Annotated in this window: 15 protein-coding genes; 6 read left to right on the top strand and 9 right to left on the bottom strand. The window is 73.7% G+C overall.

All coding sequences use genetic code 11. The features are described from left to right. Positions 1 to 44: 44 nt before the first annotated feature. Positions 45 to 1,538, top strand: a complete 1,494-nt coding sequence (locus ACFYV5_RS11425) for a histidine kinase (protein WP_389167168.1) — start codon at positions 45 to 47, stop codon at positions 1,536 to 1,538. Further along, positions 1,535 to 2,200, top strand: coding sequence for a response regulator transcription factor (locus tag ACFYV5_RS11420; protein ID WP_355110459.1), 666 nt, complete (start codon positions 1,535 to 1,537; stop codon positions 2,198 to 2,200). The genes ACFYV5_RS11425 and ACFYV5_RS11420 overlap by 4 nt, the downstream gene beginning before the upstream one ends. A gap of 28 nt (positions 2,201 to 2,228) precedes the next feature. On the opposite strand, the gene ACFYV5_RS11415 is transcribed toward ACFYV5_RS11420, so the two are convergent. Both ACFYV5_RS11415 and ACFYV5_RS11410 read right to left on the bottom strand, forming a co-directional pair. Beyond that, a complete protein-coding gene (locus tag ACFYV5_RS11415) occupies positions 2,229 to 2,975 on the bottom strand; it encodes a maleylpyruvate isomerase family mycothiol-dependent enzyme (protein WP_389167839.1) in 747 nt (248 codons plus the stop codon). Positions 2,976 to 3,145: 170 nt separating this feature from the next. Beyond that, positions 3,146 to 4,366: an MFS transporter gene (locus tag ACFYV5_RS11410; protein WP_355110460.1), complete on the bottom strand. Its 1,221-nt coding sequence runs from the start codon at positions 4,364 to 4,366 to the stop codon at positions 3,146 to 3,148. Positions 4,367 to 4,505: 139 nt separating this feature from the next. Between ACFYV5_RS11410 and ACFYV5_RS11405 the strand changes: the two genes are divergently transcribed. Further along, positions 4,506 to 5,732, top strand: a complete 1,227-nt coding sequence (locus tag ACFYV5_RS11405; protein ID WP_355110461.1) for an ROK family protein — start codon at positions 4,506 to 4,508, stop codon at positions 5,730 to 5,732. A 96-nt stretch (positions 5,733 to 5,828) separates the two neighbouring features. After that, complete coding sequence (locus ACFYV5_RS11400; RefSeq protein ID WP_389167165.1) at positions 5,829 to 6,599, top strand: SAM-dependent methyltransferase; 771 nt, start codon at positions 5,829 to 5,831, stop codon at positions 6,597 to 6,599. Here ACFYV5_RS11400 and ACFYV5_RS11395 read toward each other — a convergent pair. Both ACFYV5_RS11395 and ACFYV5_RS11390 read right to left on the bottom strand, forming a co-directional pair. Beyond that, a complete protein-coding gene (locus ACFYV5_RS11395; RefSeq protein WP_389167163.1) occupies positions 6,572 to 7,261 on the bottom strand; it encodes a DUF4865 family protein in 690 nt (229 codons plus the stop codon). The two genes, ACFYV5_RS11400 and ACFYV5_RS11395, sit on opposite strands and share 28 nt — an antisense overlap. Before the next feature lie 29 nt (positions 7,262 to 7,290). After that, positions 7,291 to 7,878 (bottom strand): TetR/AcrR family transcriptional regulator, encoded by a 588-nt coding sequence (locus ACFYV5_RS11390; protein ID WP_389167161.1) that lies wholly within the window; start codon positions 7,876 to 7,878, stop codon positions 7,291 to 7,293. A 157-nt stretch (positions 7,879 to 8,035) separates the two neighbouring features. Between ACFYV5_RS11390 and ACFYV5_RS11385 the strand changes: the two genes are divergently transcribed. After that, positions 8,036 to 8,317 carry an SHOCT domain-containing protein gene (locus ACFYV5_RS11385; protein WP_389167158.1) on the top strand — a complete coding sequence of 94 codons (282 nt, stop codon included), beginning with the start codon at positions 8,036 to 8,038 and terminating at the stop codon, positions 8,315 to 8,317. A gap of 48 nt (positions 8,318 to 8,365) precedes the next feature. Here ACFYV5_RS11385 and ACFYV5_RS11380 read toward each other — a convergent pair whose 3' ends face one another. Continuing rightward, positions 8,366 to 8,977, bottom strand: a complete 612-nt coding sequence (locus tag ACFYV5_RS11380) for an ATP-binding protein (protein WP_389167155.1) — start codon at positions 8,975 to 8,977, stop codon at positions 8,366 to 8,368. Between the two features lie 204 nt (positions 8,978 to 9,181). Continuing rightward, the gene (locus ACFYV5_RS11375; protein WP_355110467.1) at positions 9,182 to 9,502 is read right to left on the bottom strand and encodes a hypothetical protein; all 321 of its coding nucleotides are present in this window, start codon (positions 9,500 to 9,502) and stop codon (positions 9,182 to 9,184) included. Positions 9,503 to 9,676: 174 nt separating this feature from the next. Here ACFYV5_RS11375 and ACFYV5_RS11370 point away from each other — a divergent pair, with 174 nt between their 5' ends. Then, the gene (locus ACFYV5_RS11370) at positions 9,677 to 10,819 is read left to right on the top strand and encodes a PLP-dependent cysteine synthase family protein (protein ID WP_389167151.1); all 1,143 of its coding nucleotides are present in this window, start codon (positions 9,677 to 9,679) and stop codon (positions 10,817 to 10,819) included. On the opposite strand, the gene ACFYV5_RS11365 is transcribed toward ACFYV5_RS11370, so the two are convergent. Genes ACFYV5_RS11365 through ACFYV5_RS11355 form a run of 3 tightly spaced genes read right to left on the bottom strand, consistent with a single transcriptional unit; the run spans position 10,779 to position 12,650 of the window. Beyond that, positions 10,779 to 11,279: an SRPBCC family protein gene (locus ACFYV5_RS11365; protein WP_355110469.1), complete on the bottom strand. Its 501-nt coding sequence runs from the start codon at positions 11,277 to 11,279 to the stop codon at positions 10,779 to 10,781. The two genes, ACFYV5_RS11370 and ACFYV5_RS11365, sit on opposite strands and share 41 nt — an antisense overlap. Positions 11,280 to 11,334: 55 nt before the next feature. Continuing rightward, the gene (locus ACFYV5_RS11360) at positions 11,335 to 11,772 is read right to left on the bottom strand and encodes an SRPBCC family protein (RefSeq protein WP_389167147.1); all 438 of its coding nucleotides are present in this window, start codon (positions 11,770 to 11,772) and stop codon (positions 11,335 to 11,337) included. Next, on the bottom strand, positions 11,769 to 12,650 hold the full coding sequence (locus ACFYV5_RS11355) for a DeoR/GlpR family DNA-binding transcription regulator (RefSeq protein WP_389167144.1): 882 nt from the start codon (positions 12,648 to 12,650) through the stop codon (positions 11,769 to 11,771). Before ACFYV5_RS11355 ends, ACFYV5_RS11360 begins: the two co-directional genes overlap by 4 nt. Between the last annotated feature and the right edge of the window lie 83 nt (positions 12,651 to 12,733).

The following is a 12,733-nucleotide window of genomic DNA, read 5'->3' as shown; positions in this document are numbered from 1 at the left end:
CCGGCTGACGCCCGCCGGCACGGTGCGCGTCTAGCGTGGCGGTCATGGACGAACAGCGCGGACCCGCCTTCGACGGCCCGCCCCGGGCGGGTGAGGGGGACGGCGGCCCGCCTCCGGCAGGTGAGGGCCGTGACGGTCCGCCTCCGGCGGGCGACGGCCATGGCGGTCCGCCTCGGACGGGCGAGGGCTGTGACGGCCCGCCGCCGGTTGGCGGGCGCCACGACGGCCCAGCCGGAGCGGGCGGGCGCCGTGACGGTCGCCCACCGGCGCGCGAGCGCCACGGCGGGCCCTCCTGGCCCCGCGAGGGTCGTGGCGGTCCCTCCCGGCCGCTTGAGGGCCATGGCGGTCCGCCCCGGCTCTGGCGGTGGGTCGACCGTGAGACCGGCACCGGGCTGCCCTGGCGATCCACCCTCCTCCTCGCCCTCTTCGTGATGGTGGGCTCCGGATTCGCGGCGAAGAACCAGACGGACCGGGAGTCGCTGGACGCGCTCGGCCGCTCGCTGCTGCTCGTCGGCTCCGCGCTGCTCCTGCTGCGCCACCGCCACCCGGTCCCCGTCGTCTTCGGCACCGCGGCGGCCACCCTCGGCTACCTCGCCGCCGGCTATCCGTACGGCCCGGTCTTCCTCACCCTCGCCGTCGCCTGCTACGCGGCGATCGTCCACGGCCACCGGCGGTCGGCCTGGTGGGCGCTCGGCCTGCTCTGGGCGGGACATCTGATCATCGTCCACTGGCTCTACCCCCACCTGCCCCCGGACGGCGACTCCGCCGCGCCCTGGGGCCAGGAGATCCCCGTCGCCTGCTTCGTCGTCGCGATCCTCGCCGCCTCCGAACTCGTCCGCGTCCGCCGCGAGCAGTGGGCCCAGCAGCGCGCCGAACGCGCCGCGGCGGAGCGGCGCCGCGCCGACGAGGAGCGCCTGCGGATCGCCCGGGAACTGCACGACGTCCTCGCCCACTCGATCTCCGTCATCAACGTCCAGGCCGGGGTCGGCCTCGCGCTGCTCGACACCGACCCCGAGCAGGCCCGCACCGCGCTCACCACCATCAAGGCGGCGAGCAAGGAGGCGCTGGGAGAGGTACGTCAGGTCCTCGACACCCTCCGAGCGCCGGGCGAGGCGCCCCGTACCCCGGCGCCGGGCCTCGACAGGCTCCCGGAACTGGTCGAGCAGGCCGCGTCCGCCGGTCTGACCGTGCGCACCTCGACCGAGGGGGAGCCGGTGGCGCTGCCGCCCGGCACCGACCTCGCGGCCTTCCGGATCGTCCAGGAGGCGCTGACCAACGTGGTCCGCCACTCGGGCTCCCGCACGGCGCGGCTCGTGATCGGGTACCGGCCCGGCAGCGTGGAACTCCGGGTCGACGACGACGGACCGGCGACCGGCGGCGACACGGGCGGCGGCGACGCGGGCGGCAGCGGCAACGGACTCGTCGGCATGCGGGAGCGGGCCGCCGCGCTCGGTGGCACCATCGAGGCGGGCACCCGCCCCGACGGCGGTTTCCGGGTGCGCGCCGTCCTCCCCGCCCGTCCGAAGGAGACCCCGTGATCCGTGTCCTGCTCGCCGACGACCAGGCGCTGGTACGGGCCGGCTTCCGCGCGCTCCTCGACGCCCAGCCCGACATCGAGGTGGCGGGGGAGGCCGCCGACGGCGAGGAGGCCGCGGCCGGGGCGCGCGAACTGCGCCCGGACGTCGTCCTGATGGACATCCGGATGCCGCGGGTCGACGGCCTGGCCGCCACCCGGAGGATCACCGGCGACCCGGAGCTCGGCGCCGTGAAGGTGGTCATGCTGACCACGTTCGAACTCGACGAGTACGTCTTCGAGGCCATCCGCTCCGGCGCCTCCGGCTTCCTCGTCAAGGACACCGAACCCGAGGAACTGCTGCGGGCCGTGCGCGCGGTCGTGCACGGCGACGCGCTGCTCTCGCCGGGGGTTACGCGCCGGCTCATCGAGGAGTTCGCCGCCCGCTCGAAGGCCCCGGCCGGCGCGTCCTCTCTCGACGGACTCACCGAGCGGGAACGGGAGGTGATGGCCCTGGTCGGCATCGGCCTGTCGAACGAGGAGATCGCCCGGCGTCTGGTCGTCAGCCCGCTGACGGCCAAGACCCATGTGAGCCGCACGATGGTGAAGCTGGGCGCGCGGGACCGCGCCCAACTCGTCGTCATGGCCTACGAGTCGGGTCTGGTGCGCCCGGGCTGGCTGGGCTGACCTCCGCGGAAGGACACCGTCCGCGCTCTCACGACCAGGTGATGCCCGACGTCTCCCGCCACAGCCCGGCGAGCGACGGGTCGCCCGTTATGGTCACCGCGCCGTCCGGCAGTCGGTTCCAGAGCGTCAGATAGAGCCGGTCGGCGGGACCGCTCAGCTCGCAGTCGGCCGGGCCCGCTGCATCCCGCTCCGTGCGCGGTGCCTCCTGCGACAGCCGGACGGTCCATACGTCCCCGGTGTCCGTCGCCCGTATCCGCAGGGTCTTCGGCTCCGGTGTGCGGACCCGGCTGCGGTCGCGGGCGTGGAGGGCGCGCAGCAGCTCCTCGATCCCGTCCGCGGCGAGCGCGGGGGCCACCGGGCCGGGACTCCCCGCCGGCAGTGCGGACTCGGCGTCCGCGCGGTGCACGGTCGTCTCGTGGGCCTGCCGCCGCGCCCAGAAGGCGCGGGGCGAGGGGGCGGGCAGGAACGTCCAGCACTCCAGGGAGTCGGGCGCCGCGCGCAGGGCGGCGACCAGCAGGGCGTGGCCCTCACGGAAGTGGGCGAGGAGCTCCTCGCCGTCGAGGTCCGGCTCGCCGCCGTCGGGGTGGTAGGAGGTGTGGCCCTCGGCGACGAAGCCCGTGGCCCAGCGGTGCACCATCGTCGTGTGGCGCAGGAGATCCCGCACCCGCCAGCCGGGGCACGTTGCCACGGCGGCGTCCGTACCGGCCTCGGCGGCGGCGTCGGCGAGAGCCCTGCCCGCCGCGTCGAGGGCCTCTATGTGTTCGTCGATCTTCATGATCCCCATGCGGCGGATTCTGCCAGGACGAGGCGCGCGGCGGGCCGGAATCATCCGTCGGACGGCACCGGCGGGGCCCTGCCCGCCCCCGCCCTGCCTCGTGGGGCGGGAGGCCACGCAGCGCAGAGGGCGGCTCCCTCGCGCGGCGGGACAGGCGTTCGGGTACGGCTCTACTCGGCTCCCGCCGGCACTCGCGCGTTCCGGGCCGCGTAGCCGATCGCCGCCGCGCCCGCCGCGAGGAGTGCGACCGTGGTCAGGGCGAGCGGCAGGGAGAACCAGTCGGCGAGGAACCCGATCGAGGGCGGACCGAGCAGCATGCCGCCGTAGCCGAGGGTGGAGGCGGTGGCGACCCCGCTCGGGCCGGCGAGCGCGCCCGCGCGGGCCACGGCGACCGGGAAGATGTTGGCCAGACCGAGACCGGTGACGGCGAAGCCGAGCAGCGCGGCCCAGACGCTCGGGGCGAGCGCGCCGAGCACCATGCCGGCGGCTGCCGTCGCCCCGCCCGCCACGAGCGTGCGGGTCTGGCCGAGGCGTTCGAGGAGCGCGGTGCCGGACAGCCGGCCGACGGTCATGGTCAGCGCGAAGAGGGAGTAGCCGGCGGCGGCGACGCCCGGATGCGCGTGCAGGTCCTGCTCCAGGTGGAGCGCGCCCCAGTCGGCCAGCGCGCCTTCGCCGTACGCCGTGCAGAGCGCGATCACCCCGAAGACGAGGACCGGTCCGCGAGAACCGGCCCTGCCCCGGGGCCGGTCGGCGGTGGTGACCGCTTCCGGCGGGGCGGGGGAGGGCTGCCGGAGCAGTACGGGACCGGCGGCGGCCGTCAGGAGCAGCCCGGCGACCGCCAGGCCCAGGAGGTGGGTCGCCGGGGACAGGCTCCCGGCGACGAGCCCTCCCAGCCCGGCGCCGAGCATCCCGCCGAGGCTGAACGCGGCGTGGAAGCTCGGCATCACGGGGCGGCGCAGCGCGGCGACGAGGTCGACGGCGGCGCTGTTCATGGCCACGTTGATGCCGCCGTATGCAGCGCCGAAGACCAGCAGGACGAGGCCGAGGGAGAGGGGGGAGTGGGTGAGGGCGGGCAGTGCGATGGAGAGGGAGAGCAGCACGGCGGTGACGACGGTGACGGCGTGGCTGCCGTGGCGCCGGCAGAGGCGGCCGGTCAGGGTCATGGTCACGACGGCGCCCGCGGACACACCGAGCAGCGCGAGCCCGAGGTCGCTCGCGGTGGCACCGGTCTGCTGCTTGATGGCGGGGATGCGGACCACCCAGCCGGCGAAGAGGAAGCCGTCGAGGGCGAAGAAGAGGGTCAGGGCGGTGCGGAGGCGGGACAGGGAGCGAGCGGTGTCTCCGCCAGGGCCCCCCGGAACGGCCGTCCTTACTTTGTTTAGTAGCGGCACAAACTCAGGATAGGGGTGGACGGTCGCGGATTTCAACCCGCGACACCTCCGGCACCCCGCCGGGCTTCCACCCTCACCCCCACCCCCGCCCCGTACCGCGCAGACCGCGCCACCCCCTGATCATGGGAGACTCGCCTCCATGAACGGCAAGGCGACGACGACCAGGACACGGCTGGACAGAGGGCGGGGCGCGCTCGGGCCCGCGCTGGAGCTGGTGCACACGGGCCGCGCGCCGACCCGCGCCGTGCTCACCGCCGAACTCGGCGTCACCCGCGCCACCGCCGGTGCCGTCGCCGCCGAGCTGGAGGCCCTCGGTCTCATCCGCGTCGACTCCAACCCCGGCGCAGCCGCCGGGTCCCAGGGGCGCCCCTCGCACCGCCTCGCCGTCGACGAAAAGGGCCCCGTGGCCCTCGCCGCGCAGGTCCACGCCGACGGCTTCCGCGCCGCGCTCGTCGGCCTCGGCGGCACCATCGTGGCCACCGCGCCCGGCTGCGTCACCGTCTCCGCCGACCCCGCCCAGGTCCTCGGCGCCGTCGTCGACGCCGGTGTCGCCCTCCTGGAGGAGAGCGGGCGCCGCTGCGTCGGCGCGGGCCTCGCCGCGCCGTCCGCCGTCGCCGAGCCCGAGGGCACCGCCCTCAACCCGCTCCACCTCGCCTGGCCGGCCGGCGCGCCGGTACGGGAGATCTTCGCGGAACGCGTCCGCGCCGCCGGCATCGAGGGCCCGGCCTTCACCGGCAACGACGTGAACCTCGCCGCCCTCGCCGAACACCGCCACGGCGCCGGGCGCGGCGCGAAGGACCTCCTGTGCGTCGCCACCGGTCACCGGGGCGTCGGCGGCGCCCTCGTCCTCGACGGCCGCCTGCACACCGGGAGTTCGGGCCTCGCCCTCGAAGTCGGGCACCTCACGGTCAACCCCGAGGGCCGCCCGTGCCACTGCGGCAGCCGCGGCTGCCTCGACGTGGAGACCGACCCGCTCGCCTTCCTCACCGTCGCCGGACGCGCCCCGGGACCGGAGGTCTCGCTGCTCCAGCAGGCCCGTGACCTGCTGCGCACCAGCCCGGACGACCCGGGTGTGCGGGCCGCGACGGCGGAGCTGATCGACCGTCTGGGGCTCGGCCTCGCGGGTCTGGTGAACATCCTGAACCCGGACCGGATCATCCTCGGCGGTCTGCACCGCGAACTGCTGGACGCCGACCCCGACCGACTGCGCGCGGTCGTCGCGGACCGCAGCCTGTGGGGTCGCAGCGGCGGAGTGCCGATCCTCGCCTGCACCCTCGACCACAACAGCCTCGTGGGAGCTGCCGAGTTGGCCTGGCAGCCGGTGCTCGACGATCCCCTGGCCGCGCTCGGCAGGCCGGCGGCCTGACCAGGAGCCCGGCGCCGCGGTATACGGGCGCCCGGCAGGCCGGTTCGTCTCCTAAAACGCTGGTGAGTCGGCTCCGGACGAACTAGCGTCCGGATCATGACCGACACCGACGAAAACCTCCCCCCGCGCCTCGGCAGCCTCACCTTCCACGGCCCGCTCTCCGAGGCCCGCGCCAACCGCATGATCGAGCGGCTCGCCGCGGCCTCTCCCTCCACCGTGCTCGATATCGGGTGCGGCTGGGGCGAGTTGCTGCTGCGTGTCCTGGAGGCCGCGCCCGGTTCGACCGGTGTCGGCATCGACATCAACGCGGAGGACCTGGCGCGTGGGCGGCTCGTCGCCAAGGAGCGCGGGCTCGCCGACCGTGTCGAGTTCGTGGAGGAGTCGGCGCTCGGCACCACCCGCGGGCCCGTCGACGCCATCCTCTGTCTCGGCTCCAGTCAGGCCCTCTGCGACCCCGACCAGCCCCACGACCCGGCCGTCGCCCTGCGGGAACTGCGGCGTCTGGTACGGCCCGGCGGCCGTGTCGTCCTGGGTGAGGGCTTCTGGCAGCGCACGCCGTCGGACGAGGAGCTCGCCGGGATGTGGCCCGGTGCGAACACCGGCGACCACCTCCTGCTCGGGCCGCTCGTGGACCTGGCGATCGAGGCGGGCTTCCGGCCCGCGTGGATCGAGACGGCGAGTCGCGAGGAGTGGGAGGAGTTCGAGTCCGGCTACCGTCACGACACCGAGGTCTGGCTGGCCGCCCACCCCGACCACCCGCTCGCCGCCGAGACCCGTGAACGGGTCGACCGCCAGCGCTCCTCCTGGCTGAACGGCTACCGGAACGCTCTCGGCATCGCCTATCTGACGCTCGTCCCGGTGAACTGAGCGCGCAGACCGGCCCGTTCCGGCGCGGACAGGTGCAACACCTGGAACCGCTCCCAAGAGCCGGAGCCGGAGCCGGAGCCCGAGTCGGACCCCGAGCCGGAGCCCGCGCCCGAGCCGGACCCCGAGCCGGACCTTGAGTCGGCGTCCGCCGGTGCCTCGACGCCCTCCGCCTCCGCCCGGAGAGTGAAGTGCAGCAGCTCCCAGCTCCGGGGATCGATCGCGAGCGCGCTCGCCACCACGCCGTCCTCACGGGCCTCGCGTGCGTGGCGGGCGCGCGCCCGCTCCACCGCCTCCGCCGGGGCGATGTCCATCGGCACGGGAAGCCTGCGCCGCGTCGCGGTCCGTGGCGTCGCCGCGGCCGCCGGCCCCTCCTCGTAGGCGAGACCCGTCCAGTGCTGCACCACCGGCCGCCCGAAGTCGTTCACGATCCCCTGGAAGCCGGGACCCCAGAGGAAGGAGTTCATCCCTTCCGGCGCCGTCCAGAGGTAGAACGGCGCGTACTGGTTCACCGGCGAGCCGTCCGCGCGTTCCCTCATCAGGTACGCCTTGAGCCCGAGGCCCGGGAAGTCGTCGAGGAGATGCCCCCTTGTCGCGACCCGCTCGCGGATGATCCCCATGTCGTAGTCGGCGGGCAGGGTGAGCTCGTACTGCATGGCGTGCATCGGGCGGTCTCCGAATCTCTGGTGTGCGCTCAGGCGGTACGGGTCGACAGTGAAGCGAGCAGGGCGCGCAGGCCGCGGACGGCGTCGTCGAAAGCGGCGGGGGAGCCGGACGCGCGGGCCAGTACATAGCCGCCCTGCACGGTCGCCACGACCGTGGCCGCGATCTCGGCCGCATCCAGACGCCCGGCGAACTCCCCGCTGTCCAGGCCCTCCTGGACGACCCCGGCGAGCCGGCCGCGCAGCCAGTCGAGCGTCTCCTCGACCGGGGCGCGCAGCTCCTCGCTCGCGAGGACGTCCGGATCCATCGTCAGCCGTCCGACGGGGCAGCCGCGCAGCACGTCGCGCTCGCGCAGCAGATACGCCTCCAGCCGGGCGTACGCCGTGCCTCCGCCGCCCAGGACGGCTTCCGCCGTCGCCCGCATCTGCTCCGCCGTGCGGCGGATCGCCGCCAGCGCCAGGTCCGGCTTCCCGGCGAAGTGGTGGTACATGCTGCCCTGCCCGGCCCCCGCGGCCTGCTGGATCGCCTTGGGGCTGGTGCCCACGTACCCCCGCTCCCAGAGCAGCTCGCGGGTCGCCTCGATCAGTCGCTCGGACGTCGTCATGGCAGCAGTGTACATACCAGTAGGTACAGAGGCTCGGGTTTTCGCAAGCAGCTCGTGATACGGCCCGTACTTCCCACGCCGTACGGACGAAGCCGCCTGCCGTACGACGACCCGGGCCCCCACAACGGGCGAGTCTCGAAGCACCGACACACGCACGAGGAGCTGAGCCACCATGAACACACTCGCCCCCGCCGGCCCCGGCCCCTGGGTCCTGTTCTTCCCCCTCGTCTGGGCGGCCGTGATCGTCACCGTGATCACCGTCCTGCGGCGCACCGGATGGCGCGGCAGGAGCGGCCCCGGGCCACGACCCGCCCACGACGAGCAGTCCCCGATCGCGCTCCTCGGCCATCGTTTCGCGGCCGGTGAGATCGACGAGGACGAATACTGGCGCCGGCTGACGGTCCTGGAGGAGCGGTTCGGTCGCCCCACAGGCACGAAGCGCCGTACGGCATGACCCCACGCCCGGCACGCCCCGCCCCCCCCGCGCCCCCGTCCGCCGCGCTCAGCCCGCCAGGGCCGAGCGGGCGACCGCCGGGGCGCGGGCCGGCTCCGTCGGGGCGCCGAAGGGAACGCCCTCCAGGCTGGTGCCGTGCGCGCCGCGGAAGCGGGTCTGGCCGGCGAAGGGTCCGTCGGTGGTCGCGCCGTAGACGGCATGGGAGCGGGAAGGGACGGCCACCGCGGGTGTCGGCGCCGGGAGGGTGAACCACACGACCTTCCCGGTCTCGCCGTGCGGGCGGATGCCCCAGCTCTCGCTGACCGCCTCGATGATGGCCAGACCGCGGCCCGAGGTGGCCAACCCGTCGATGTCCAGGGAGTCCAGGGACCTCCCGGTCCCCGTCCCGCCGCCGAAGCCCGGTATCCGGGGGTCGTTGTCCCGGACCGAGACCGTCAGGCGGTCGAGCGTCAGCTCGATCTCGACGGTGCACATCTTGTCCGGCTGTGCGTGCCGGTGAACATTGGTCAGCAACTCGGTGACGCCGAGCGCCGCATGGTCGATCAACGCATCGAGATGCCAGTAGCGCAGATGCGCCGATACGATTCTGCGGACCTGACCGATCCGCGACGGCAGGGCCTGGAGCTCCACCGTGCAGTGCCTGCTTGGCTCGCTGATCACGGCTGCGACTCCCCGAAGTAGTCCGGAAGAAGACGAAGATTCGGATCTGTCATGCGTACAGCACGGCGGGGAGCTGGATCACAGCGTCACCGCCGGTGAACCCTCGGTGAGGTGGTTCCAGAGTGAACCAGTCGTGACCGACCCGCAACTCGCCGCGACCGGCCGCAGGTCACCGGCGCGTCAACCGGGGCGCCGGCCGGAGGATCACCGCTCCGGTGTCCAGCGCGCCTCGGCCGCCTTCTTCAGCGCGTCGAGGAACCGCCCGGGCCCGGCCGCGCGGTCGTGCCGCCCGTCCATGGTCAGGCGGTAGCGCGTCCCGTTCACCGTCGCCACCGTCTCCTCCGGCTTGGCGAACCAGGGCCGCCCCGCCCGGACGGAGGTCACCGGCGCGCTGTCGATCTCGCTGCCGTAACTGGTCAGCAGCGACAGCCTGCCGTCCTCGATCCGGACCTCGCCCGCCCGGGTCAGCGAGCGGGGCCACCGCTCGATCCGTACGCCCGTGGCCGTGAACTCGGGATCCGCCATATCGCTCCGCCCCCTTCGCGCCGGTTGCTCACACCAGTGTGCCCGGCAGGGCGGCAGCCACACCAGAGGCCCCCTGCAAGGGACTCCTATGGACCCCCAAAGTGAACGTTTGCGCAGGTGAGGGAGTTATCGTCACCAGTGGGACCATCGGGGGAAGGACGAGGAGAGGGACGCATGAGCACCACGGAGAACACGGTGTCGAGCACCGCGCCACAGCCCGCGGCCACCATCGACGTCGACCGCAGCGACCCGGCGTACCGCGCCTGGCTCAAAGAGGCCGTCCGCAAGGTCCAGGCCGACGCCAATCGCTCCGCCGACACCCACCTGCTGCGCTTCCCCCTCCCGGAGAAGTGGGGCATCGACCTCTACCTCAAGGACGAGTCCACCCATCCCACCGGCAGCCTGAAGCACCGGCTCGCCCGCTCCCTCTTCCTCTACGGTCTCTGCAACGGCTGGATCCGGCCGGGCAAGCCCGTCATCGAGGCGTCCAGCGGTTCGACGGCGGTCTCCGAGGCGTACTTCGCCAAGCTGATCGGCGTGCCCTTCATCGCCGTGATGCCCCGCACGACGAGCCCGGAGAAGTGCCGCCTGATCGAGTTCCACGGCGGGCAGTGCCACTTCGTCGACGACTCGCGCACGATGTACGAGGAGTCCGCGGCCCTCGCCGAGCGGACCGGTGGGCACTACATGGACCAGTTCACCTACGCGGAGCGGGCCACCGACTGGCGGGGCAACAACAACATCGCCGAATCGATGTACCAGCAGCTCAGGTTGGAGCGCTACCCCGAACCCGCCTGGATCGTCGCCACCGCCGGCACCGGCGGCACCTCCGCGACCATCGCGCGCTACGTGCACTACATGCAGCACGACACCCGCCTCTGTGTCGCCGACCCCGAGAACTCCTGCTTCTTCGACGGCTGGACGCACAACGACCCGCTCGCCACCTCGGACTGCGGCTCGCGCATCGAGGGCATCGGCCGGCCGCGAATGGAGCCGAGCTTCGTGCCCGGCGCCATCGACCGGATGATGAAGGTCCCGGACGCCGCCAGCATCGCCGCCGTCCGCGCCCTGGAGGCCGCGATCGGCCGCAAGGCGGGCGGGTCCACCGGCACGGGACTGTGGAGCGCGCTGAAGATCGTCGCCGAGATGGTCGAGCAGGGCCGTACCGGCAGCGTCGTGACCCTGATCTGCGACCCGGGCGAGCGCTACCTCGACAAGTACTACTCCGACGCCTGGCTCGCCGAGCAGGGCCTGGACATCGCGCCCTACGCGGCCGCTATCGACCGGTTCCTGGAGACGGGTGTCTGGCCGGAGTGAGCCGCCGGTCCAGGCGGCGCATCGCGTCGCGGAAGGACCTCCCGACGCCCGGGCGGGCCAGGCGCATGGCGAGGAGGCAGGGCGCGGAGCCGTCGACCGCCATCGTCCAGCGGACCCGGGTGCCCGGACCGGCGGGGGAGAGCTCCCACACCTCCAGCATGGCGCTCACGCCCGGTGCGTTGGTCTCGTCGATCCGGTAGGCGTAGCGGGTGTCCGGCTCGTCCGCCACGATCGTCTCCCGGAACACGATCCCGCCCCGGAGCCGCACCGTCCGGCCGGCGCCGTCCCCGGTCGGGGTCGCGGAGGTCACCGCCGGGAACCAGGCGGGCAGGGAACCCAGCTCCACCGCCAGCGAGCGGTGGACCGCGGCGGGCGGCGCCGCCAGGTCGGCCGAGAACACCGGGCGGACGGGCGCGGACGTCGCGAAGTCGAGCTCCACGAGCCTGAGTCGGCGTGCCATGGACCGTACCTCCCGGGGCCGGGGCTGGGGTGCGCACACGATAGCTGACGTCACGTCAGCTGCCCAGGAGTCCGTCCATCGCCCGCCCGAACAACCTGCGCCCGGCCAGGGCGAGTACGGGATCGAGCGCGCCGGGAACACCGCGTACCCGCAGCTCCTCGACCCACACCGCACGGGAGCCGCCGTCCGGCGTCCCGTACACCTGGATCACGGCCCGGCCGAGCACCACGCGGCCCCGCTTCTCCAGCCGGCACGTGCCGGGCCGGCCGGGCGACGGCGGCTCCCAGCGGACGATCTCCATGAGGTCGTCGAAGGCGAGCCGCCCGATGCCGGTACGGGCCACGAACCGGGATCCCACGCCCGTCGGTCCGGGGGAGAGCAGCCGGGTCCTGGTCAGCGGCACCAGACGGCCGTGCGCACGGAAGTCGGTGAGCCGCCGCCACACCTCCTCGGCCGCGAGAGCCGAGGAGCGCTCGACGCGGAAGACGCTCACACCTCGTCGCCCTCGACCTCGACCTCGACCTCGTCCTCGCCTTCGCTCTCGTCCTCGCCCTCGCCCGCGACCACGAGGCCCGGCAGCGCCTCCGCCATCTCCGCGCGCGTCTGTGGCGACAGACCCGCGTCCGTCACCAGCGTGTCCACCTCGTCGAGCCGGGCGAAGGAACTCAGACCCACCGTCCCCCACTTGGTGTGGTCGGCGAGCACCACCACGCGGCGGGCCGAACGCATCAGACGCCGGTTCGTCTCCGCCTCCGCGAGGTTGGGTGTCGAGAGCCCGGCCTCCACCGAGATCCCGTGCACCCCCAGGAACAGCACGTCGAAGTGGAGCGAGCGGATCGCCTGGTCGGCCACCGGACCCACCAGCGCGTCCGACAGGGTCCGCACCCCGCCCGTGAGCACCACGGTCGCCGCACCGGGCCGCGTCTCGCCGCTCGCTGAGCCGGCGTGGTGCGCCGTGTGGAAGACGTCGGCGACCCGCACCGAATTGGTCACGACCGTCAGGTCCGGCACGTCGAGGAGACGGCCCGCGAGGGCGAAGGTCGTCGTACCGCCCGACAGCGCGATCGCCGAGCCGGGCACGACCATCCGCGCCGCCGTCCGGGCGATGTCCTCCTTCGCGCCCAGTTCGAGCGCGGACTTGGCCTCGAACCCCGGCTCGTGCGAACTCGTCTCCTCCACCGGTACCGCGCCGCCGTGCACCTTCTCGACGACGCCCTGGCGGGCCAGTGCGTCGAGGTCCCGGCGGACCGTCATGTCCGAGACGTTCAGCCGACGTGTCAGCTCGTTGACCCGTACACCGCCACGTCGCCGTACCTCGTCCAGAATGAGGGCGCGCCGCTGCTCCGCGAGGAGATTCTGATGGTCGCTCACCACCGGGGGCCGTTCCTTCCGAAGGGGACAGGGGGATTGCCGTCGGATTCGGTGAGAGACCGTGCACGCGCGCACGGCCTTCC

Origin of the sequence: Streptomyces sp. NPDC003035, assembly GCF_042888285.1 — a bacterium.
Classification (GTDB): Bacteria; Actinomycetota; Actinomycetes; order Streptomycetales; family Streptomycetaceae; genus Streptomyces.
This window is presented reverse-complemented; position numbering and strand designations above follow the sequence as displayed.

Coding starts and splice junctions, on each gene's coding strand:
- ACFYV5_RS11390 (WP_389167161.1), bottom strand. CDS start 7,878: ATGTACACTGCTGCCATGACGACGTCCGAGCGACTGATCGAGGCGACC.
- ACFYV5_RS11370 (WP_389167151.1), top strand. CDS start 9,677: ATGAGCACCACGGAGAACACGGTGTCGAGCACCGCGCCACAGCCCGCG.
- ACFYV5_RS11385 (WP_389167158.1), top strand. CDS start 8,036: ATGAACACACTCGCCCCCGCCGGCCCCGGCCCCTGGGTCCTGTTCTTC.
- ACFYV5_RS11395 (WP_389167163.1), bottom strand. CDS start 7,261: ATGCACGCCATGCAGTACGAGCTCACCCTGCCCGCCGACTACGACATG.
- ACFYV5_RS11405 (WP_355110461.1), top strand. CDS start 4,506: ATGAACGGCAAGGCGACGACGACCAGGACACGGCTGGACAGAGGGCGG.
- ACFYV5_RS11425 (WP_389167168.1), top strand. CDS start 45: ATGGACGAACAGCGCGGACCCGCCTTCGACGGCCCGCCCCGGGCGGGT.
- ACFYV5_RS11365 (WP_355110469.1), bottom strand. CDS start 11,279: ATGGCACGCCGACTCAGGCTCGTGGAGCTCGACTTCGCGACGTCCGCG.
- ACFYV5_RS11375 (WP_355110467.1), bottom strand. CDS start 9,502: ATGGCGGATCCCGAGTTCACGGCCACGGGCGTACGGATCGAGCGGTGG.
- ACFYV5_RS11400 (WP_389167165.1), top strand. CDS start 5,829: ATGACCGACACCGACGAAAACCTCCCCCCGCGCCTCGGCAGCCTCACC.
- ACFYV5_RS11415 (WP_389167839.1), bottom strand. CDS start 2,975: ATGAAGATCGACGAACACATAGAGGCCCTCGACGCGGCGGGCAGGGCT.